Source organism: Defluviimonas sp. D31, assembly GCF_033436765.1.
GTDB lineage: Bacteria > Pseudomonadota > Alphaproteobacteria > Rhodobacterales > Rhodobacteraceae > Albidovulum.
This window is the reverse complement of record NZ_JAWQFN010000057.1, coordinates 1-1,755: the sequence shown is the minus strand read 5'-3', so window position 1 is coordinate 1,755 and position 1,755 is coordinate 1. Positions and strand designations below refer to the sequence as shown.

Annotated in this window: 2 protein-coding genes and 1 pseudogene; all 3 read left to right on the top strand. The window is 63.0% G+C overall.

Annotated elements, in window-relative coordinates; genetic code table 11:
• Positions 1-121: 121 nt before the first annotated feature.
• The gene (locus tag R5H32_RS20845; protein ID WP_318340554.1) at positions 122-1,345 is read left to right on the top strand and encodes a DUF2254 domain-containing protein; all 1,224 of its coding nucleotides are present in this window, start codon (positions 122-124) and stop codon (positions 1,343-1,345) included.
• A 132-nt stretch (positions 1,346-1,477) separates the two neighbouring features.
• Entirely contained in the window at positions 1,478-1,630 is a 153-nt protein-coding gene (locus R5H32_RS20840) for a hypothetical protein (RefSeq protein ID WP_318340553.1), read from the top strand.
• A gap of 9 nt (positions 1,631-1,639) precedes the next feature.
• Positions 1,640-1,755, top strand: a pseudogene (locus R5H32_RS20835) (IS6 family transposase); the annotation flags it as partial.

The following is a 1,755-nucleotide window of genomic DNA, read 5'->3' as shown; positions in this document are numbered from 1 at the left end:
GAGTGAACCCTGCCGGGACACAGATGCCAGCGCGGTCAAGCCGCCTGAAGGACTTCACATATGCAACCCGATTAGCGAAGACGAGTTCGAATTGGTCTGACATCACCTCGGAGGACATAAGATGCAGTGGCGAACCCCCTTCACGGCTCTTCTGACCGTTCCGGCGTCGCTCGCGCTCGTGATCGCGGCACTGGCTTGGGTTGCGGTCCTTTGCGAAGTCGCCTTCGGCACACCGCGCTGGCTCATGTCGCTTGATGCTGCGTCGGTGCATACGATCCTCTCCGTGGTTGCGACCGGCGCCATGACGGCACTCGCCTTGGCCTATTCTCTGACACTGGTCGTCTTCACGCTCGCGGCGTCGAGCATCGGTCCGCGCCTTCTCAAACGCTTTACGACGGAACGGTCCAACCAGATCACGGCAGGGCTGCTCGGCGGCACGTTCCTCTACGCCATCATAGCTCTCGGTCTCTCGGGCGCGGAGGTGCCACGGCTCGCGACGGTCGGAGCGGGCCTGCTTGCGATCGCATCGGTCGTTCAACTGATATGGTTCGTGCGGACGGTCGCCCAGTCCGTTTCCATCGACGATGAGCTCGCCAAGATCGCGGCGCGGCTTGAACGCGACCTTGCGCGGCTCAAGGACAGCAGCGCATTGAGCGTTGAGCTTCCCGATGCGAAATCGTTTCACGTTGCTGCAAAGACCGCGCAGGCGGGTTATCTAGCCCAGATCGACCGCAACGCGCTGGTCCGGTTGGCCAAGTCCGAGGATATCGTCGTGCAGGTCGGCCATACGCCGGGCGAGTATCTCTTCGAGGGCACGCCCGTCATCAGTGTCAGTCGTCCGGTCGACGGGGAAACCTGCGAGTCGCTGCAAACCGCGGTCCGCCAGGAACCGGCGCGATCCGACGCCGGCACCGTGCATTTCTCGATGAACCTCCTCGTCGAGATCGCCCTTCGGGCGCTCTCTCCAGGCGTGAACGACACCTTCACCGCGCTTGCCGTCAGCGACATGCTCTCAGGGGCGCTCGCTCGTATCGCGCAGACCAAGCCCAGACCGGAAGTCATTCTCGACGAGGCCGGCAGCCCTCGGGTGATCCTGCCGGGCGCGTCGATCCGGCGTCTGCTCGATCAGGCATACAGCCCTTTGCGACGCTCTGCGGCGACAAACATCCTCATGGCCGAGGGGCTCGCTCGTGCTTATCAACGCCTCTTCGAGGCCGGGAACAGCGAGGCGCGCGAAGCCGTCGCCGAACATGTCGAGATCCTGTTGTTCGATCTGGAGCGCACCGGCCACCATGCCGCGGATATCGCGTCGGTCAAGAAGCAGATTCCGGCAATCGTGGAATGAACAGCGCGGAGCTGGCGGACAGGGGAGGTTCGCCGACAGAAAATTCGCTCCGGGGAACCAGTCGGGCTTGGGAGAGTTCTCCATGCAGGCGTCCGGACGCTCTTGAACCGACAGTCAAAGGAGTCTCTCCCCATGAAGAAGCTGCTGATTTCCACGGCCCTTGTGGCCGCCACTACTGCTGCGTCCTACGCGCAGGACACAACCTTCCGACTCGAAGCGGACCCGATGGAGATCCACGGCGGTGTCAGAGGAACCCGGCTTGCGGCGAGGCAGGGCGCCGACTAGCGTCGCTTGATGTCGAAGCCTGACCCGTTCAAATACTTCAAGACGAGCCGCGAGATCATCCGCCTGGCGGTGATGATGTACGTGCGCTTCCCGCTCTCGCTCCGTAACGTCGAGGACCTGCTGCA